Here is a 19,095-nt window from a genome sequence, read left to right as displayed (position 1 = left end):
CTACCTCATAGCGCCGCGCGCAGCGCTTCGCGGATCAGGGTTTCACTGTCTGCACCGGCACGGCCCACTTTGCTGACCATGCGGCTGGCTTCCTGTGGTTTATAGCCCAGAGACACGAGGGCAGCAACGGCTTCCTGCTCCGCGTCGTCCGCCTGCCCGTTATCCGGGGAGGTCAGCACGAGATCGGCCGCCGGCGTAAACAGGTCGCCATGCATACCTTTGAAGCGGTCTTTCATCTCAACAATCAGGCGTTCTGCGGTTTTCTTACCCACGCCCGGCAGCTTGATGAGGGAGCCTATTTCTTCGCGCTCAACCGCGTTAACAAACTGCTGGGCAGACATGCCTGAAAGAATAGCCAGCGCCAGTTTTGGCCCAACGCCGTTGACTTTAATCAGCTCGCGGAACAGCGTGCGCTCCTGCTTGTTGTTAAAACCGTAGAGCAGCTGAGCGTCTTCACGCACCACAAATTGAGTGAACACCACCGCCTCTTTGCCGATTTCCGGCAGCTCGTAGAAGCAGGTCATTGGCATATAAACCTCGTAGCCTACGCCGTTGGTTTCCAGCAATACCAGCGGGGGCTGCTTTTCCAGAACGATGCCTCTGAGTCGACCTATCACATTGTGCTCCTGCGTATTAGCGTTGATGCGCGAAAAATTCAGCCTATGATATAAAAAAGGCTGGATAGATATCCAGCCTTAATTATTTTAATCGTCCCCGCGCCAGATTGAGCCGCGATTCGCTCATCTGGGCCGCGTTTTGCGTGACGTGGCAGTGCGTAATGGCGATGGCCAGTGCATCCGCCGCATCCGCCTGCGGGTTGGCCGGGAGCTTAAGCAGCGTGCGCACCATGTGCTGCACCTGGCTTTTCTCCGCGCTGCCAATACCCACCACGGTTTGCTTTACCTGACGCGCCGCGTACTCAAATACCGGCAGGTCAGCGTTCACCGCGGCAACAATCGCCGCCCCGCGCGCCTGGCCCAGCTTGAGTGCGGAGTCCGCGTTTTTCGCCATAAATACCTGCTCAATGGCAAAATACTCGGGCTGGAACTGGGTAATGATTTCGCTCACCCCCGCGTAGATAAGCTTCAGGCGCGAGGGCAAGTCGGCGACCTGCGTTCGGATACAGCCGCTGCCAAGATAGGTTAGCTGCCGTCCGGTCTGGCGAATAACGCCATAACCGGTCACGCGTGACCCTGGGTCGATGCCGAGAATAATCGCCATTAAACCTCTCAATCAGGTAGAGACGATACCCTAAAGATTTCAGCTCACAGAAAGGCGGCGACGCAGCGCATCCCCAGGAGCGTAGATAAACTACGTGTCTGGGGTAAGCGAGGAGAGCCAACGCATCTGTGGGCTGAAAAATGACGGGTATTAAAGGAGAGCCGCCACCTCGTCGGAGATCTCACCATTGTGGTAAACCTCCTGCACGTCGTCGCAGTCTTCCAGCATGTCGATCAGGCGCATCAGCTTAGGCGCGGTATCCGCATCCATGTCTGCTTTGGTCGAAGGGATCATAGAGACTTCTGCGTTGTCAGCCTTCAGGCCGGCCGCTTCCAGAGCATCTCTCACGGCGCCCATTTCTTCCCACGCGGTGTAAACGTCAATTGCGCCGTCGTCGAAGGTCACAACGTCTTCAGCACCGGCTTCCAGCGCCGCTTCCATGATCTGGTCTTCATCGCCCGCTTCGAAGGAGATAATGCCTTTCTTGCTGAACAGATAGGCGACGGAGCCGTCGGTGCCCAGGTTACCGCCGCATTTGTTGAACGCGTGGCGCACTTCAGCAACGGTACGGTTGCGGTTGTCGCTCAGGCATTCAACCATGACGGCTGACCCGCCAGGACCGTAACCTTCATAAATGATGGTTTCCATGTTCGCGTCATCATCGCCACCCACGCCGCGTGCAATGGCACGGTTCAGGGTGTCGCGCGTCATGTTGTTAGACAGCGCTTTATCGATAGCCGCGCGCAGACGCGGGTTAGACCCAGCGTCACCGCCGCCCAGACGGGCAGCCGTCACCAGCTCGCGAATAATTTTGGTGAAAATCTTACCGCGCTTGGCATCCTGTGCCGCTTTGCGGTGTTTCGTGTTGGCCCACTTACTATGACCTGCCATAACAATCTCCAAAAGCGCCTGTATCAGGCGGCATCAATTACAAACTCTTCAATCGCCTGCCGGTTACTCCATGACTTGGTCATCAGGGCCGCCTCTTCGGCGGGCACCCATTTCCAGGCCAGATGTTCCGTAATAGTAATCTGGCGTTCATGAGGCAGCGCAAGACAGAACCACGATTCCGTATTACGCGTAATCCCCGGCGCATAGCGATGACGCAAATGAGTAAATATCTCAAACTCCACGCAGCGCTGGCAGTCAACTAGCGGCAGCGGCTCACTGACCACGTCGATAGCGACCTCTTCCTTTACTTCACGCTGTGCGGCATGCAGCGCGCTTTCCCCCTCCTCCAGGCTGCCGGTAACCGACTGCCAGAAATCAGGATCGTCGCGCCGCTGTAACATCAGCACCCGTTGAGTATCCTGCGCGAAAATAACCACCAGAACGGAAACGGGACGCTTAAAGGGCATCAGTTCTTCTCAGCCTTTTTGATGACTTCAATGCCCAGCTCGGCAAGCGAGGCCGGGTTGGCGAAGCTTGGTGCTTCGGTCATCAGGCAGGCTGCAGCCGTGGTTTTCGGGAAGGCGATAACGTCACGGATGTTGTCGGTACCGGTCAGCAGCATGGTCAGGCGATCCAGACCAAACGCCAGGCCTGCGTGCGGCGGCGTACCGTACTTCAGCGCGTCCAGCAGGAAGCCGAACTTCTCGCGCTGTTCCTGCTCGTTAATGCCCAGAATGCCGAACACGGTCTGCTGCATCTGGCTACGGTGAATACGCACGGAACCGCCGCCCACTTCGTAGCCGTTGATAACCATATCGTAGGCGTTGGCAATCGCGGTTTCCGGCTGCGCCGCCAGTTCTTCCGGCGTCATGTCTTTCGGCGCGGTGAACGGGTGGTGCATCGCGGTCAGGCCGCCTTCACCGTTATCTTCAAACATTGGGAAGTCAACCACCCACAGCGGCGCCCATTTTTTCTCATCGGTAATCTGCAGGTCTTTACCGATTTTCAGACGCAGTGCGCCCAGCGCATCGGCAACGACTTTCTTGCTGTCCGCGCCGAAGAAGATCATGTCGCCATCGGCCGCACCGGTGCGCGCCAGGATACCTTCCACGATGTCCGCGTTCAGGAATTTCGCCACCGGGCTGGTGATTCCTTCGATGCCTTTCGCACGCTCGTTAACCTTGATGTACGCCAGGCCGCGAGCGCCGTAAATTTCAATGAACTTGCCGTAGTCGTCAATCTGTTTACGGCTGATCTGTGCGCCACCCGGCACACGCAGCGCGGCAACGCGGCCTTTCGCGTCGTTTGCCGGGCCGGAGAAGACCTTAAACTCCACGTCTTTCACCAGATCGGCCACGTCCACCAGCTCCAGCGGGTTACGCAGGTCTGGTTTATCGGAACCGTAGCGACGCTCGGCTTCGGCGAAGGTCATCACCGGGAAGTCGCCCAGGTCAACGTTAATGATGTCGATCCACAGTTTACGCACCAGGTCTTCCATCACTTCACGCACCTGCGGCGCGGTCATGAAGGAAGTTTCTACGTCGATCTGGGTAAATTCTGGCTGACGGTCAGCGCGCAGGTCTTCGTCGCGGAAGCATTTAACAATCTGATAGTAGCGGTCAAAGCCGGACATCATCAGCAATTGTTTGAACAGCTGAGGAGACTGAGGCAGCGCGTAGAATTTGCCTTTGTGTACGCGGGAAGGCACCAGATAGTCACGTGCGCCTTCAGGCGTGGCTTTGGTCAGCATCGGGGTTTCAATGTCAAGGAAACCGTGGTCGTCCATAAAGCGACGGACAAAGCTCGTCACTTTAGCGCGGGTTTTCAGGCGCTGGGCCATTTCCGGGCGACGAAGATCCAGGTAGCGATACTTCAGGCGCGCTTCTTCGGTATTAACGTGATTGGAGTCCAGCGGCAGCACGTCGGAGCGGTTAATGATGGTCAGTTCGGTGGCGAACACTTCTACTTCACCGGTGGCCATATCTTTGTTCACGTTGCGCTCGTCGCGAGCACGCACGGTGCCCACAATCTGAATACAGAACTCATTACGCAGTTCAGAGGCGAGCTGGAACGCTTCCTGACGGTCAGGGTCGAAAAACACCTGCACGACGCCTTCACGATCGCGCATATCAATAAAGATAAGGCTACCGAGGTCACGGCGACGATTGACCCACCCACTAAGCGTTACTTGCTGTCCCACATGGGATTGATTGAGCTGCCCGCAATATACTGTACGCATGAGATATCCCTTAATCAGCTGCACGCGACCCGCCACCTGCGACGGCAGGCGCTTTGGTGGCAGCTATTTCGACTGTCACAACTGGATGAAAAAAGGGGGCTATTATACTGGAAATAATGGCTGGCGATAACCCCGAAACCGCCGACTGGCGCGAATCGCAGCGCCGGTATTGCAGATTCTCACAAAAATTAACAAAATTTGTAAACTCAGCAACCTGGCTTCCAGCGTAAGGTATTGACCCTTAACCCCCATTTTACCGGAGTCACAATGACAGAACTCAACGCATCTCGTACTGCCCTGGTGGTGATTGACCTGCAGGACGGCATTCTGCCGTTTGCCGGCGGTCCGCACGGCGCCAATGACGTCGTGGCACGCGCAGCACGCCTGGCGGAGAAATTCCGGGCCAACGGTTCACCGGTAGTGATGGTGCGAGTAGGCTGGTCAGCCGACTACGCCGAAGCCCTGAAACAGCCGGTTGATGCGGCACCTCCGGGCCATGCCCTGCCAGAAAACTGGTGGAACTACCCTACAGCGCTGGGTAAACAGGACAGCGACATCGAAGTCACTAAACGCCAGTGGGGCGCGTTTTACGGCACCGATCTGGAGTTACAGCTGCGCCGTCGCGGCATCGACACCATTGTCCTGTGCGGTATTTCAACCAACATTGGCGTCGAATCTACCGCACGCAACGCCTGGGAAATGGGCTTCTCACTGGTTCTGGCGGAGGACGCCTGCAGCGCGTCCTCCGCCGAGCAGCATAACCATAGCCTGAAGTTTATCTTCCCGCGCATCGCCCGCGTCCGCAGCACCGATGAGATAATCGCCTCGCTATGATTTACCTAGGCCTTCCACAATGGCAGCACCCCAAATGGAACCGGCTCGGCATCACTTCGCTTGAAGATTACGCCCGCCATTTTAACTGTGTGGAAGGCAATACCACGCTGTACGCGCTGCCAAAAGCAGAAACCGTACAGCGCTGGCGGGAGATGACAGGCGACAGTTTTCGCTTCTGTTTTAAATTTCCCGCCACCATTTCCCATAACGCTGCCCTGCGAAACTGCGGCGATCTTACCGCCGAGTTTTTTGACCGCATGTCGCCGCTGGCTGGCCGCATCGGGCAATACTGGCTTCAGCTACCGGCAGCGTTTGGGCCAGGCGACCTTCCCGCTTTGTGGCATTTTCTGGACTCTTTACCCACCGGGTTTACCTATGGCGTTGAAGTGCGCCATCCGGCCTTTTTCAACAAAGGGGCAGATGAGCAGGCGCTGAATCGCGGGCTGCACGAACGTCAGGTAAACCGCGCTATTCTTGATAGCCGCCCTATTCATAGCGCCGTGCCGCATAACGAAGCGGTGCGGGAGGCCCAGCGTAAAAAGCCTAAAGTCCCGGTGCATGCCATCGTGACCGCTTCAAACCCGCTGGTGCGCTTTATCGGCAGCGATAACATGGCGCAAAACGCCGCGCTGTTCGACGTCTGGTTAAAAAAACTGCCTGAATGGGCAACGAAAACCACGCCCTATCTGTTTCTTCATACGCCGGACATTGCCCAGGCGCCAGAGCTGGTCCATACGCTATGGCCCGCGCTGCAGCAGGCATTCCCTGAATTAGGCCCCGCGCCAGCAATCCCTCAGCAGGCCACACTTTTCTGACCACTAGCGACAGCACTCCGGTTGCGAGCTATCATAGCGTGAGCCGTAACTGTTTCGACATGGAGTTCATATGGTAAGCGCGCTTTATGCGGTGCTGGCTGCTCTGCTGTTAATTAAGTTTTCATTCGACGTCGTTCGCCTGCGTATGCAGTACCGCGTTTCCTACGGCGACGGCGGCTTTAGCGAACTCCAAAGTGCGATACGTATTCACGGCAATGCCGTCGAATATATTCCTATCGCCCTCCTGCTTTTATTACTGATGGAGATGGACGGCGCCGAAACCTGGATGGTGCATATTTGCGGTCTTATGCTGCTGGCCGGACGCCTGCTGCACTACTACGGATACCATCACCGACTGATCCGCTGGCGTCGTTCCGGCATGGGCGCTACCTGGTGTACGCTGCTGCTGATGGTGCTGGCTAACTTATGGTATATGCCGTGGGAGTTGGTTTTCTCGCTCCATTAACGCAAAATACGCCCCTTTCGAATTTCCGGATTTAACGTTATGTCTGACCGCGATACGCTGTTTTCCGCCCCAATAGCCAAACTGGGCGACTGGACCTTTGATGAACGGGTGGCCGAAGTGTTCCCCGATATGATCCAGCGCTCGGTGCCCGGTTACTCCAATATCATCTCCATGATTGGCATGCTGGCGGAGCGCTTCGTTCAGCCCCACAGCCAGGTTTACGATCTTGGCTGTTCTTTGGGTGCGGCAACGTTATCGGTGCGTCGTAACATCCGTCACGATAGCTGCAAAATCATTGCCGTTGATAACTCTCCGGCCATGGTCGAGCGCTGCCGCCGCCATCTGGATGCGTTTAAGGCGCAGACCCCGGTTGAGGTCATCGAAGGCGATATTCGCCATATCAGCATTGAAAATGCCTCAATGGTGGTGCTGAACTTCACCCTGCAATTCCTAGAGCCCGACGATCGTCAACTGCTGCTGAATAAAATCTGGCAGGGCCTGAAGCCGGGCGGCGCGCTGGTGCTTTCGGAAAAATTCAGCTTTGAAGATGCCGAAGTCGGCGAGCTGCTGTTTAACATGCACCACGACTTCAAGCGTGCAAACGGTTACAGCGAACTTGAAATCAGCCAGAAGCGCAGCATGCTGGAAAACGTGATGCTGACCGACTCGGTTGAAACCCATAAAAAACGCCTTAAACAGGCGGGCTTTGCGCACGCCGAGCTGTGGTTCCAGTGCTTTAACTTTGGCTCTCTGGTGGCCGTCAAATCCGGAGAAACCGCATGATTGATTTCGGTAATTTTTATCAGTTGATCGCCAAAAACCACCTGGCCCCATGGCTGGAAACGCTGCCTGCGCAGATTGCCAGCTGGCAGCGCGAATCCCTGCACGGCCAGTTTAAGCACTGGTACAACACGGTGAATTACCTGCCGGAAATGACCCCGCACCGCCTCGACCTGCTGCACAGCGTGACGGCCGAGTCGGCTGCGCCGCTGAGTGAAGGCCAGCAGCTGGGCATTGAAAAGCTGCTGCGTAACCTGATGCCGTGGCGTAAAGGGCCATATTCGCTCTATGGCGTAGATATCGATACCGAATGGCGCTCGGATCTTAAGTGGGATCGCGTGCTGCCGCACATCTCTCCACTCGCCGGACGCACCATTCTGGACGTCGGCTGCGGCAGCGGCTATCACCTGTGGCGGATGATTGGCGCTGGCGCACAGCTTGCGGTTGGCATCGATCCGATGCAGCTGTTTATTTGCCAGTTCGAAGCCGTACGCAAGCTGTTGGGTAACGATCAGCGCGCCCACGTTCTGCCGCTGGGTATTGAGCAGCTTCCGGATCTGAACGCCTTCGATACCGTATTCTCGATGGGCGTGCTTTATCACCGTCGTTCGCCGCTGGACCATCTCTGGCAGTTGAAGAATCAGCTGGTCAAGGAAGGTGAGCTGGTGCTGGAAACGCTGGTTGTGGAAGGGGATGAAAATACCGTGCTGGTGCCCGGTGAGCGCTATGCGCAGATGCGTAACGTGTACTACATTCCGTCCGCACTGGCGCTGAAAAACTGGCTGGAAAAATGCGGTTTTGTCGACGTTAAGATTGTCGATCACTGCCTCACCACCCAGGAAGAGCAGCGCCGGACGTCGTGGATGACCACCGAATCACTGGGCGATTTCCTTGATCCTAACGACAGCAGCAAAACCATAGAAGGCTACCCTGCCCCGCTGCGTGCCGTTTTGGTGGCTCGTAAGCCATAATCCTCCAATAAAAAACCCGGCGCGAGTGCCGGGTTTTTTATCTTCGCTATCGCTTAGCGATAAACCTGCGCGGTACCGCTCCACAGGCTGGAGTCACCCGGTGTGCCAAGGCCGGTAATGTTAATTTTGCTGCCGCCAATTTTCTCGGCTTTTACCTGAAGCTGGTTGATGGCGTCATCGGTGCTGCCTGACACGCCGCGAATGGACACTACGCCAATTTGCTCCTCACCCACCGCGCTGCCGTTAAGCACCTGAGGCAGTGGTGCAGCAAAAGCGGCAGAAGCAAAGACGGATGACAGAGCCAGGATTACAGTTGCAGTTATTTTTTTCATTTTAATTCCCTCTAACATTGATAGTTGTCGGAGAGGATTATTCACAATGGGGTGTTTTGTAACGTAAGTGACTGGCAAACGATGTTAAACAATGTGTGCAAATAGTGCAGAACCAGTTACACAACGCTTCCCCGGTTACAAAATAAAAAAAGCCCCAGCAATCCGCCGGGGCCTGGTACGAGCAAGCATCATATTGGGCGACATGATGCGCGGTAAAAATCTTTTCAGCGCGACGGGCTCGTCACCGACAGCGCGTTTTTCATTGCCGCCACTACGTCTGCATCCACGCAGTAGCGATTAAACTCATCGGCTTCGGCATCGGCGCTCATGGACACGCCTGCTTTGCGATAGCGCATCGGCGAAGGAACCGAGCGCCCGGCGGAGCTGTGAAGCTCTTCAATGCCGTTTGCAACAAACTTGCTTACGTTGCTCAGACGCACGCCTGCGCCAGCCATAATGATTGGAGCACGGGAATGCTGTTTTAGTTCCCGAAGAAGTGAGATTCCCGTTTCAGCCGTTTGCTGCTGCCCGGAAGTCAGTATTCTCGCCACGCCCAGCGCCGCCAGCTGTTCGAACGCCTGCAGCGGATGATGACACATATCAAAAGCGCGGTGGAACGTCACGGCCATCCCTTCGGCGGCCTGCATCACCTGCTCCATTCGCGGCAGATCGATATTGCCGTCCTCATCAAGCATCCCGATCACCAGCCCCGGAAAGCCTAGTTCGCGCACGAAGGCGATATCTTCCAGCATGGTGGCAAATTCACCGTCGGTGTAGCAAAAATCACCGCCGCGCGGACGAATAATCGGGTGCACGGGAATCGACACCTTTTGTCTGACCTGCCGAAGCACGCCGGCGGAAGGCGTCAGCCCTCCTTCTTTAGGCGCAGAGCAGAGTTCAATTCTGTCCGCGCCGGCTTGTTCTGCAGTGACAGCACAATCTATTCCATAACAGCATATTTCAAGCAAAGCCATTGATTACTCCTAAAAAAACCTGCAGTTCGCCGGTTGTGTCCCTGTACCTCGATGAACATCTGAAAACAGGTTCACAAAAAGGTAGCGTACTATGACATCCAATTTTGATGAAGGGATCGACGGACGTCACAGCGACAGCGCGAAATGGAATAAATTTTGGCGGTACGGCGGCGCTGCCTGATGAAGCGATCCGCCGCCTGCAAACGCGGTGAAGCAATGTTAATCAGTCGGCCCGTTCGCTGGCGACGATCTGCTCGATGCTCCAGGGGTGGAATTTAATAGTGACTTTACCGTCGGTGACCGCAAGCGTTGGGTTAGGCAACCTTTCGCGTTCACCTTTGGGCGAGCTGGTTTTCACCGAAATCCCCGTTTCACGCAGCCCGGCGTCGGACAACAAATCCAGCGCCCGTGCGTTGAGCGTTTCCGGCTCGCCCGGCAGCACAATTTCAATATGCTCCCAGCCTTCGTGCGGGTAACGCTTCTCGCCCGGCCAGGGCAGCTCCACCACCGTAAACCGCCAGTGTTCTACGCACACCGGCTCATCCAGCTTGAATAAGCAAATCGGGCGACCGTTAATCACATTTTCACTCAGTAAGGTGCCGCATTTTTCCAGCCCCGCACGCCAGCGGTCGGCGGTCGCGTTCTGATGGCAGCGCAAAGAAATGTGATCGGCATCAAGCGGCACAATATCCAGCCCGAGCCGGGTGGCAAGTTCTGTTAACGCTTTCGTAAATCTCGGCAGATCTGCCGAAATATCATGCAGTTCATCTACCGCCTGCCAGTTTGCCATGCCGCCATCCTCTTTTTCAGAAAGCGCGTAATCTACCCTGTTCCTGGGGGCGAGCCAACTCCCCGCCGGGGCCAAAATAAGATGAATGGTTATTCATTACGCCGTTAATAATAATTGCGCGCCCCGTGAGCGAGGCTTTTGCTGACGCCAGGCCGCAAATAACGTTATACTCACGCCCTGTTTCGTTCCTCATTTTCAGGCTGCCCTTGATGCGGCGGCCCAGTACAAATTGTAAGGTATCCCGGTGAATATTCAGTCTCTTCTCTCAGAAAAAGTCAGCCAGGCGCTGATTGCTGCAGGCGCACCAGCGGACTGCGAGCCGCAGGTTCGTCAGTCGGCAAAAGTCCAGTTCGGCGACTATCAGGCCAATGGCGTGATGTCCGTTGCTAAAACGCTGGGCATGCCGCCACGACAGGTCGCAGAGAAGGTCATCGCCAACCTCGATCTGACCGGGATCGCCAGCAAAGTTGAAATTGCAGGCCCAGGCTTTATCAATATTTTCCTCGACCCGGCATTTCTGGCTAAAAACGTCGATGAGGCTGTGGCGTCTGACCGCGTGGGCGTTAGCGTGTCTAAACCGCAAACTATCGTGGTGGACTATTCCGCGCCGAACGTTGCCAAAGAGATGCACGTGGGCCATATCCGCTCCACCATCATCGGCGATGCCGCCGTGCGTACTCTCGAATTCCTGGGCCACAAGGTGATCCGCGCGAACCACGTCGGTGACTGGGGTACTCAGTTCGGCATGCTCATCGCGTTCCTGGAAAAACAGCAGCAGGAAAACGCGGGCGAAATGGCGCTGGCCGACCTCGAAGAGTTTTATCGCGCCGCCAAAAAGCACTACGACGAAGACGAAGCCTTTGCCGAGCGTGCACGCGGCTATGTGGTTAAGCTGCAGGGCGGCGATGAATACTGTCGTGAGATGTGGCGCAAGCTGGTCGACATCACCATGACGCAGAACCAGAAAACCTACCAGCGCCTCAACGTGACGCTGACCCGCGATGACGTCATGGGCGAAAGCCTCTACAACCCAATGCTGCCCGGCATCGTTGCTGACCTGAAAGAGAAAGGTCTGGCGGTAGAAAGCGAAGGCGCGACCGTGGTGTTCCTTGACGAGTACAAGAACAAAGACGGCGATCCGATGGGCGTTATCATCCAGAAGAAAGACGGCGGTTATCTCTACACCACCACCGATATCGCCTGTGCGAAATATCGCTACGAAACCCTGCATGCCGACCGCGTGCTGTACTTCATCGACTCCCGCCAGCACCAGCACCTGATGCAGGCGTGGACCATCGTGCGTAAAGCGGGCTACGTGCCTGAGTCCGTCACGCTGGAGCACCAGATGTTCGGCATGATGTTGGGCAAAGACGGCAAGCCGTTCAAAACCCGCTCCGGCGGCACCGTTAAGCTGACCGACCTGCTGGATGAAGCCATGGAACGCGCCCGCGGCCTGGTAGCGGCGAAAAACCCGGACATGCCTGCGGACGAGCTGGAAAAACTGGCGAATGCGGTAGGTATTGGCGCGGTGAAATACGCCGACCTTTCCAAGAGCCGTACCACGGACTACATCTTCGACTGGGACAACATGCTGGCCTTCGAAGGCAACACCGCGCCGTATATGCAATACGCCTATACCCGCGTGCTGTCCGTGTTCCGTAAGGCAGATCTCGACGAAGCCGAACTGCTGAAAGCCAACGTTGTGATTGCCGAAGATCGTGAGGCCCAGCTGGCCGCTCGCCTGCTGCAGTTTGAAGAGACGCTAAACGTGGTTGCTCGCGACGGTACGCCGCACGTAATGTGTGCCTACCTCTACGATGTAGCAGGCCTGTTCTCCGGCTTCTATGAGCACTGCCCAATCCTGAGCGCCGCCGACGAAGCCACCCGCAACAGCCGCCTGAAGCTGGCGCTGCTGACCGCGAAGACCCTGAAGCTGGGTCTGGATACCCTGGGGATCGAAACCGTAGAACGCATGTAACTGCCACAGTCTGCGGGAACTAAAAAGGCTCATCGTTTGATGAGCCTTTTTATTTTACTGGATGTAGTTAACGATAACCTGATTACTGCGAACCCGCAGCGGTGGGTACATTGAGCCGCCGCCCGGCACTTCCCAGACAAAACGCAAAGGCTGGTTGGCGTCGGTATTGGTCAGGCCGCGCGTGGTGCCGTTATCACCCTCAAGCGGCGTGCAGTTGGTTGGCGAACAAAGTTTGACCGCCAGTCCGGCAGGCGTCGGGCCATCCAGCACATAGGTCCAGGCAATCAGCGTCATTTTGCCGGTAACGGGCTGCATCGGCTTCAGCGGGCGGGACGATGCCGTCACGCCACGGTTGCTCAGCGTCACGCCGATACCGCTGTCCTGCCAGGAACCTTCGCCTAACGCCAGCGCACCAAACGGCACCAGCAGCATCAAAAGCAACGCTTTCATTATTTATTTCGCTCCGATTGTGGCCGTCATACGGATGTTACGGTTGTCAGACAGCTCGAGGCTCGACAAGACCACCAGCTGAGGCAGCGTTCTGCGTAAGAAACGCGCCAGCAGCGGACGCAGCGCGTGGTTCACCAACAGAACCGGCGGCGCACCCAGCATCTCCTGGCGCTGCAGGGCATCCTGAGTCTGCTCCAGCAGGCGATCGGCCAGCCCCGGCTCAAGGCCGCCACCGCCCTGCAACGCCTGTAGCAGCAGACGCTCAAGCGCCGCATCCAGACCGATAACCTGCACTTCGCCAGTGCCGGGGAACCATTGCTGAGTGATAGCCCTGCCCAGCGCCACGCGAACCACGGCGGTCAATTCATGCGGATCGCTCTGAATAGGCGCATGCTCGGCCAGCGTTTCCAGAATCGTGCGCATATCACGAATCGGCACTTTCTCTTCCAGCAGGTTTTGCAGCACCTTGTGCAGCGTGGTGAGCGTCACCACTGCCGGGATAAGATCTTCGGTCAGCTTAGGCATTTCCTGGGTCACGCGGTCAAGCAACTGCTGCGCTTCCTGACGGCCAAACAGCTCCGGCGCAAACTGCCCGATAAGATGGTTCAGGTGCGTTGCCACCACGGTACTCGCTTCAACCACGGTGAAGCCCTGAATCTGCGCCTGCTCTTTCAGCGCACTTTCAATCCAGATAGCGGCCAGGCCAAAGGCCGGATCGATAGTCGCCTCGCCCGGCAACGTCCCCGCGGCGGTGCCGGGGTTAATCGCCAGCCAGCGGCCCGGATAGGCATCCCCGCTGCCGATTTCAACGCCCTTCATCAGAATACGATAGCGCGCGGGCGGCAGGTCCATATTGTCGCGAATATGCACCACCGGCGGCAGGAACCCCATCTCCTGAGCGAATTTTTTACGGATACTTCGGATACGCCCGAGCAGCTCGCCGTCCTGCTGGAAATCAACCATCGGGATCAGGCGGTAGCCCACTTCCATCCCCAGCGGATCTTCCAGCTGAACGTCATTCCAGGTCGCTTCCACCGCCTGAGTATTTTCCGGCATTTTAACCGGCTGCGGCGCTTCCGGCGCGGCCATCTGGCGGCCACGCATCCACCAGGCTAAGCCCAGCAGCGCGGCGGTAAACAGCAGGAAGACGAAGTTAGGCATCCCCGGCACCATGCCGAGCAGCCCCAGAACGCCCGCGGCTAACAGCATCACGCGTGGGTTATTGAACAGTTGGGTGACCATCTGTTCGCCAACGTCCTGATCGGTCGCCACGCGAGTAACAATTACGCCCGCAGCGGTGGAGATAACCAGGGCAGGGATCTGAGCGACCAGCCCGTCACCGATGGTCAGCAGCGTATAGCTTTGTGCCGCTGCGCCCATCGCCATATCGTGCTGGATAACGCCGACCATCAGCCCGCCGACCACGTTAATCACCATGATGATAAGCCCGGCCACGGCGTCGCCGCGCACGAACTTACTTGCCCCGTCCATAGAGCCGTAGAAGTCCGCTTCCTGGGTCACTTCCGAACGGCGCTTTTTCGCCTCCTCTTCGCCAATGATCCCGGCGTTCAGGTCGGCATCGATGGCCATCTGTTTACCCGGCATCCCGTCCAGCACAAAACGCGCCCCGACTTCAGCGATACGTCCCGCACCCTTGGTGATAACCATAAAGTTGATGATAACGAGGATGATAAACACCACGATACCGATGGCGAAGTTACCGCCGACCAGGAAGTGGCCAAAGGCCTCAACCACTTTACCCGCCGCCGCGGCACCGGTATGCCCTTCAAGCAGGATGATACGGGTAGAAGCCACGTTCAGCGCCAGGCGCAGCAACGTGGTAAACAGCAGAATGGTCGGGAACGCCGCGAAGTCCAGCGTGCGCTGGGTGAACATCGCCACCAGCAGCACCATGATCGACAGCGCGATGTTAAAGGTAAACAGCAGATCGAGGACAAACGGCGGCAGCGGCAGCACCATCATCGACAGAATCAGCAGGATCAGTACCGGGCCGGCAAGAATTTGCCATTGCCCGGATTTCATGTTGCCCGGCAGGCGCAACATCGCAGCCAGATTAGCCATCGGAGTCCTTCTCGTTTGCAAAGTCCAGCGCCTCAGGCACCGGCAGATTTTCAGGTTTCTTCGGAATTAAGCCGCCGGCCATGCGCCAGCGCCGTAGCTGCCAGACCCAGGCCAGCACTTCCGCCACGGCGGAGTAAAGCTGACCGGGGATCTGCTGGCCAATTTCCGCATGGCGGTACAGCGCACGAGCCAGCGGAGGGGCTTCCAGCATTGGGATACGGTTTTCATTACCAATCTCTTTGATGCGCTGCGCGATCAGCCCGGCCCCTTTGGCCAGCACCTTCGGCGCGCTCATTTTGTTTTCGTCGTACTGCAGGGCCACCGCATAGTGGGTCGGGTTCGTCACGATAACGTCAGCCTTCGGCACATCGGCCATCATGCGACGGCGCGCGATCGCCCGCTGCTGCTGACGAATACGCCCTTTGATATGCGGGTCGCCCTCGTTTTGTTTGTACTCGTCACGAATATCCTGGCGGGTCATGCGTAACTTTTTAATGTGGCTGTAAATCTGGAAGAAAACGTCGAACCCCACCATCGGGATAAGCCCCAGAATGACCAGCAGGGCACAAAGCGCCACCATGTTCAGCGCGTTTGCCAGCGCGGTGACCGGGGATTCGCTCATCAGCCGCATCATCGCCGGCCAGTTGTGCCACAGATACCAGCCGGCCACGCAGCCCACCAGGGTCGCTTTCAGCATTGCCTTCAGCAGTTCCGCCGCCGTCTGCATGGAAAACATCCGCTTAATCCCGGTAATCGGATTGAGCTTGCCGAGATTAAACTGAATTGCTTTTGAGCTGAAATTCACCCCGCCCAGCAGCATCGGCGCGGCTATCGCCACAATCACTAATCCGGAGATAAGCGGCAGCAGCGCCATCACGGCAAGCTTAATCAAATGGCTGATCTGATTCACAATCAGGCTGGGATCGTTGATGATTTTATGGTCAAAGTGCAGGCCATCAGACAGCATCGCGCCGAGCATTTTGCCAAGCGACGCCCCGCCCATCCAGATAATGCACAACCCCACCAGCAACATCAGCAGTGAGGTCAGTTCTCGGGAACGCGGGATTTGCCCCTCTTCACGAGCCTTTTCAAGTCGGTGGGCCGTGGGGGCTTCTGTTTTTTCCTGATCGCTATCTTCAGACACCGCAACAATCTCGTGGCCGCAATTTCAAGGACAGCATGCCAGAGCACGGTTGGGCTAATAGAGGAATTACAAACGTTTTTGTACGTTTATTTTGGCGTTAAGAAGCTACCTCCCCCGCACACGCAGGAGAGGTAGCGGGCGTTTAGAACCCTAAGCTGTCGAGCAAATCGTCAACCTGGTCCTGGCTTGCCACTACGCCGGCGGCGGTAGTATCAAGCTGCGGGCCGTTCAGCAAGCCTTCGTTCACGCGCCTGGCGCGAGCGTCCGGCTCCGGCATATTTTCCAGCAGCACCATCAACAGCTGGCGTTCAATCTCCTGGATAACGTCCATCATGCGCTTGATAACCTGACCGGTAAGGTCCTGGAAATCCTGCGCCATCATGATTTCCAGCAGCTGGGCGTTGGTGAAGCTGGTGTGCTCCGGCACGCCAGACAGGTAGCTGCGGGTATCGGTCACCAGTTCACGGGCGTCTTTCAGCTCGATTGGATTTTCAAACCATGCATCCCAGCGGCCGCTCAGCGCTTTGGCTTCGCTTTCCAGCTGATTCTGATGAGGCTGGGACAGCTCCACGCAGTTCAGGGCGCGTTCCGCGGCCTGGGCGGTCATCTGCACTACATAGTCCAGGCGATCACGGGCGTCAGGAATAGCTTCAGCCGCTTCGGCAATCGCCTGGTCGAGCCCCAGTTCACGCAGGCTGTCGCGCAGCATGCGGGTCAGGCTACCGATACGTGCGATAATATCGGTCGGTGAATGCTCGTGTATCTCTGTTGCCGGGTTTGTTGATGAGTGCATTTGCGCCTCCTTACATGCCGAGCTTTTCGAAAATTTTGCCCAGTTTCTCTTCCAGCGTCGCCGCGGTGAATGGCTTCACCACGTAGCCGCTCGCCCCGGCCTGTGCTGCCGCGATGATGTTTTCTTTTTTGGCTTCCGCCGTCACCATCAGCACCGGCATGGCTGACATCGCACCATCGGCACGAATGGTTTTCAGCAGTTCCAGACCGTCCATGTTCGGCATGTTCCAGTCAGAAATCACAAAACCAAATCCGCCTGCCTGCAGTTTGTTCAGCGCGTCTACGCCGTCTTCAGCCTCTTCAACGTTATTAAAACCCAGCTCTTTAAGCAGGTTACGCACGATGCGGCGCATGGTTGAAAAGTCGTCTACGACCAGAAACTTAAGTTCTTTGTCCGCCATAAAATCCGGGCTCCTTCAGTTAAATACGTATTGCCTGTCCGGCACTAATTTTCGCCAGCATCTGCTGGCTTACCTGGCTTAAATCGACCACTTCGCTGACGCCACCGGAATTGATGGCCTCACGCGGCATGCCGAACACCACACAACTTGCTTCGTTTTGGGCGATGGTCCACGCCCCTGCCTGGTGCATCGCCAGCATCCCGGCGGCACCGTCATTACCCATTCCGGTGAGGATCACGCCCACGGCGTTTCGCCCCGCGTGTTTCGCCACCGAATGGAACAGCACATCCACGGCCGGGCGATGCCGGTTCACGGGTGGGCCGTCATGTAATTTGATTTGATAGTTCGCGCCGCTACGCGCCAGCTCCATGTGCTTATCGCCCGGGGCGATATAGGCATGGCCCGGCAGCACGCGTTCGCCGTCTTCCGCCTCTTTCACGCTTATCTGACAGAGCTTATTCAGGCGTTCGGCAAACGACCGGGTAAAACCAGGCGGCATATGCTGGGTTATCAGCAGCGCCGGGCTGGAAAGCGGCAGCGGCTGCAGCACGTGACGAATCGCCTCGGTGCCTCCGGTTGAGGCGCCAATGGCAATCAATTTCTCAGAGCTCAGCAGCGGCCCGGCCTTCAGGGTCGCAGGCACGGCGGTCGGTGCATGAGCGGCAATCTTAGCCCTGGCGGCGGTACGCACTTTCTCGGCAATCATTTCGCTGTAGGCCAGCATCCCTTCGCGGATGCCGAGCTGCGGCTTGGTCACGAAGTCGATCGCGCCCAGCTCCAGCGCCCGCAACGTAACCTCAGACCCTTTTCCGGTGAGGGAAGAGACCATCACCACCGGCATAGGCCGCAGGCGCATCAGCTTTTCCAGGAAGTCGAGGCCGTCCATGCGCGGCATTTCGACGTCCAGCGTTAACACGTCCGGATTGAACTTTTTAATCAGATCGCGCGCCACCAGCGGGTCCGGGGCGGTAGCAACCATTTCCATATCGCTATGACTGTTGATAATTTCCGTCATTATCTGCCGCATCAGCGCAGAGTCATCGACCGATAAGACACGTATTTTCGTCATGTTCTTTCCTTACTCAGGCCATAGACCGTCTGGCCACGCAGCCAGAAGTCGCGGCTGAGGTTACTGAAGTTCTCCGAATGCCCGGCAAACAGCAATCCACCGGGCTTCAGCAGCGGAACAAAGCGCTGCAAAATGGCCTGCTGTGTTGGTTTATCGAAATAAATCATCACATTGCGACAAAAAATGGCGTCAAAAGGCCCCGGCACCGGCGCCTGCTTGTCCAGCAGGTTGATCGGCGCAAAATCAATATGACTCGACAGCTCGCTGCGCACGCGAACCAGGCCGTCATGCGGGCCCGTGCCGCGCATGAAATAGCGCTGCATCTGCATCGGTGACAGCGTTTTCAGCTCTTCCTGGCGGTAAACGCCGCTCTGCGCTTTCTCCAGCACCTGAGTGTCTATGTCGCTGGCAAAAACCTTCCAGCGCCCCGCGCCGCCGCCCAGCACATCGGCAAGCGTAATGGCGATGGAATACGGCTCTTCGCCGGTCGACGCCGCTGCGCTCCAGACTTTATAATCTCCGCCGCGCTTGCGGGCGTGTTCCGCAAGGATCGGGAAGTGGTGCCCCTCGCGGAAAAATGCCGTCAGGTTAGTGGTCAGCGAGTTAATAAAGGCCTGCCATTCGGCGGTACTGGAGTTCGCCTCCAGCATGCCCAAATAACGGCCAAAATCATCCAGCCCCAGCAGACGCAGGCGGCGAACCAGACGGTTGTAAACCATGTCCCGTTTATGGTCGGCCAGCACGATTCCCGCGCGCTGGTAAATCAACTGGCATATCCGACGAAAATGCGCGTCGGAGAGCGGCAGACGCTGTGTCATCTGTAGCATTAATGACTGTTGCCCCGTGGGCGTTGGTGATGTCATAGC

21 protein-coding genes are annotated in these 19,095 nt (G+C 57.0%); 6 read left to right on the top strand and 15 right to left on the bottom strand.

Annotated elements, in window-relative coordinates:
- Positions 1 to 5: 5 nt before the first annotated feature.
- The 5 genes from ruvA to aspS form a co-directional block, all read right to left on the bottom strand.
- Complete coding sequence (ruvA, locus tag JT31_RS21150) at positions 6 to 617, bottom strand: Holliday junction branch migration protein RuvA (protein ID WP_038481816.1); 612 nt, start codon at positions 615 to 617, stop codon at positions 6 to 8.
- Positions 618 to 699: 82 nt separating this feature from the next.
- The gene (ruvC, locus tag JT31_RS21145) at positions 700 to 1,221 is read right to left on the bottom strand and encodes a crossover junction endodeoxyribonuclease RuvC (protein WP_016536954.1); all 522 of its coding nucleotides are present in this window, start codon (positions 1,219 to 1,221) and stop codon (positions 700 to 702) included.
- Positions 1,222 to 1,371: 150 nt separating this feature from the next.
- Positions 1,372 to 2,112: a YebC/PmpR family DNA-binding transcriptional regulator gene (locus JT31_RS21140; RefSeq protein WP_038481812.1), complete on the bottom strand. Its 741-nt coding sequence runs from the start codon at positions 2,110 to 2,112 to the stop codon at positions 1,372 to 1,374.
- Between the two features lie 23 nt (positions 2,113 to 2,135).
- Positions 2,136 to 2,579 carry a dihydroneopterin triphosphate diphosphatase gene (gene nudB, locus JT31_RS21135; RefSeq protein WP_038481809.1) on the bottom strand — a complete coding sequence of 148 codons (444 nt, stop codon included), beginning with the start codon at positions 2,577 to 2,579 and terminating at the stop codon, positions 2,136 to 2,138.
- Entirely contained in the window at positions 2,579 to 4,351 is a 1,773-nt protein-coding gene (gene aspS, locus JT31_RS21130) for an aspartate--tRNA ligase (protein WP_038481807.1), read from the bottom strand. Before aspS ends, nudB begins: the two co-directional genes overlap by 1 nt.
- 267 nt (positions 4,352 to 4,618) lie before the next feature.
- Between aspS and JT31_RS21125 the strand changes: the two genes are divergently transcribed.
- From JT31_RS21125 to cmoB, 5 genes are all read left to right on the top strand, one after another.
- Complete coding sequence (locus tag JT31_RS21125; protein WP_038481804.1) at positions 4,619 to 5,185, top strand: hydrolase; 567 nt, start codon at positions 4,619 to 4,621, stop codon at positions 5,183 to 5,185.
- The gene (locus JT31_RS21120; RefSeq protein ID WP_038481801.1) at positions 5,182 to 6,000 is read left to right on the top strand and encodes a DUF72 domain-containing protein; all 819 of its coding nucleotides are present in this window, start codon (positions 5,182 to 5,184) and stop codon (positions 5,998 to 6,000) included. Before JT31_RS21125 ends, JT31_RS21120 begins: the two co-directional genes overlap by 4 nt.
- A 70-nt stretch (positions 6,001 to 6,070) precedes the next feature.
- Positions 6,071 to 6,466: an MAPEG family protein gene (locus JT31_RS21115; protein ID WP_038481798.1), complete on the top strand. Its 396-nt coding sequence runs from the start codon at positions 6,071 to 6,073 to the stop codon at positions 6,464 to 6,466.
- A 39-nt stretch (positions 6,467 to 6,505) separates the two neighbouring features.
- Positions 6,506 to 7,249, top strand: a complete 744-nt coding sequence (cmoA, locus tag JT31_RS21110) for a carboxy-S-adenosyl-L-methionine synthase CmoA (RefSeq protein WP_038481795.1) — start codon at positions 6,506 to 6,508, stop codon at positions 7,247 to 7,249.
- Entirely contained in the window at positions 7,246 to 8,217 is a 972-nt protein-coding gene (gene cmoB, locus JT31_RS21105) for a tRNA 5-methoxyuridine(34)/uridine 5-oxyacetic acid(34) synthase CmoB (protein WP_038481793.1), read from the top strand. Before cmoA ends, cmoB begins: the two co-directional genes overlap by 4 nt.
- 53 nt (positions 8,218 to 8,270) lie before the next feature.
- Here the strand turns inward: cmoB and JT31_RS21100 are convergent, their stop codons facing one another.
- The 3 genes from JT31_RS21100 to JT31_RS21090 form a co-directional block, all read right to left on the bottom strand.
- The gene (locus JT31_RS21100) at positions 8,271 to 8,549 is read right to left on the bottom strand and encodes a DUF1471 domain-containing protein (RefSeq protein ID WP_038481790.1); all 279 of its coding nucleotides are present in this window, start codon (positions 8,547 to 8,549) and stop codon (positions 8,271 to 8,273) included.
- Positions 8,550 to 8,773: 224 nt separating this feature from the next.
- Positions 8,774 to 9,523 (bottom strand): copper homeostasis protein CutC, encoded by a 750-nt coding sequence (gene cutC / locus JT31_RS21095; RefSeq protein ID WP_038481787.1) that lies wholly within the window; start codon positions 9,521 to 9,523, stop codon positions 8,774 to 8,776.
- Between the two features lie 223 nt (positions 9,524 to 9,746).
- Entirely contained in the window at positions 9,747 to 10,313 is a 567-nt protein-coding gene (locus JT31_RS21090) for a VOC family protein (protein WP_038481784.1), read from the bottom strand.
- 244 nt (positions 10,314 to 10,557) lie between these two features.
- Here JT31_RS21090 and argS point away from each other — a divergent pair, with 244 nt between their 5' ends.
- Positions 10,558 to 12,291, top strand: coding sequence for an arginine--tRNA ligase (gene argS, locus JT31_RS21085; protein WP_038481781.1), 1,734 nt, complete (start codon positions 10,558 to 10,560; stop codon positions 12,289 to 12,291).
- Positions 12,292 to 12,345: 54 nt separating this feature from the next.
- On the opposite strand, the gene flhE is transcribed toward argS, so the two are convergent.
- From flhE to cheR, 7 genes are all read right to left on the bottom strand, one after another.
- Positions 12,346 to 12,741: a flagellar protein FlhE gene (gene flhE, locus JT31_RS21080; RefSeq protein ID WP_038481778.1), complete on the bottom strand. Its 396-nt coding sequence runs from the start codon at positions 12,739 to 12,741 to the stop codon at positions 12,346 to 12,348.
- A 3-nt stretch (positions 12,742 to 12,744) separates the two neighbouring features.
- Entirely contained in the window at positions 12,745 to 14,823 is a 2,079-nt protein-coding gene (flhA, locus tag JT31_RS21075; RefSeq protein WP_038481775.1) for a flagellar biosynthesis protein FlhA, read from the bottom strand.
- Positions 14,816 to 15,967, bottom strand: a complete 1,152-nt coding sequence (gene flhB, locus JT31_RS21070) for a flagellar biosynthesis protein FlhB (protein ID WP_038481772.1) — start codon at positions 15,965 to 15,967, stop codon at positions 14,816 to 14,818. The genes flhA and flhB overlap by 8 nt, the downstream gene beginning before the upstream one ends.
- Before the next feature lie 142 nt (positions 15,968 to 16,109).
- Complete coding sequence (cheZ, locus tag JT31_RS21065; RefSeq protein ID WP_038481769.1) at positions 16,110 to 16,760, bottom strand: protein phosphatase CheZ; 651 nt, start codon at positions 16,758 to 16,760, stop codon at positions 16,110 to 16,112.
- A gap of 10 nt (positions 16,761 to 16,770) precedes the next feature.
- A complete protein-coding gene (gene cheY / locus JT31_RS21060) occupies positions 16,771 to 17,160 on the bottom strand; it encodes a chemotaxis response regulator CheY (protein ID WP_008453900.1) in 390 nt (129 codons plus the stop codon).
- A 19-nt stretch (positions 17,161 to 17,179) separates the two neighbouring features.
- Positions 17,180 to 18,229: a protein-glutamate methylesterase/protein-glutamine glutaminase gene (locus JT31_RS21055; RefSeq protein ID WP_038481767.1), complete on the bottom strand. Its 1,050-nt coding sequence runs from the start codon at positions 18,227 to 18,229 to the stop codon at positions 17,180 to 17,182.
- On the bottom strand, positions 18,226 to 19,092 hold the full coding sequence (cheR, locus tag JT31_RS21050) for a protein-glutamate O-methyltransferase CheR (RefSeq protein WP_038481764.1): 867 nt from the start codon (positions 19,090 to 19,092) through the stop codon (positions 18,226 to 18,228). The genes JT31_RS21055 and cheR overlap by 4 nt, the downstream gene beginning before the upstream one ends.
- Between the last annotated feature and the right edge of the window lie 3 nt (positions 19,093 to 19,095).

This window comes from Cedecea neteri (assembly GCF_000757825.1).
In the GTDB taxonomy this organism is placed as follows: domain Bacteria; phylum Pseudomonadota; class Gammaproteobacteria; order Enterobacterales; family Enterobacteriaceae; genus Cedecea; species Cedecea selenatireducens.
The sequence above is the reverse complement of the archived record's forward strand: the minus strand, read 5'-3'. Positions and strand labels throughout refer to the sequence as shown.